Source organism: Cognatundibacterium luofuense (assembly GCF_018139685.1).
Classification (GTDB): domain Bacteria; phylum Pseudomonadota; class Gammaproteobacteria; order Burkholderiales; family Burkholderiaceae_D; genus Undibacterium; species Undibacterium luofuense.
The window spans coordinates 1-297 of the sequence record NZ_JAGSPN010000549.1; the positions used below are offsets into that span (position 1 = coordinate 1).

1 protein-coding gene is annotated in these 297 nt (G+C 54.5%); it reads left to right on the plus strand.

Annotation, left to right across the window (positions count from 1 at the left end):
- A partial coding sequence (locus tag KDM89_RS21610; RefSeq protein WP_212689833.1) for a protein kinase domain-containing protein occupies positions 1-297 on the plus strand: 297 nt, incomplete at both ends.

A 297-nucleotide genomic window follows, 5' to 3' on the forward strand; every position in this document is an offset into this window, starting at 1 on the left:
TTGTGATGGAACAGATCGCCGGGGAATCGCTGCGCAGCCGCTTTGAACAGGCACCGTTACCGATAGACGAAGTAGTCAGCACCGGCATACAGATTGCCTATGCGCTGCATGATCTGCATCGTCAACATGTGATCCACCTCGATATCAAGCCCAGCAATATCATGTCCCGTAACGGCCTGGCGGTACTGATCGATTTTGGTTTATCGCGTCACGACCGTCTGCCTGATTTGCTCGATGAAGAATTCCGTCTGCCGATGGGAACCGGGCCGTATATCTCGCCCGAACAAGTGCTGGGGG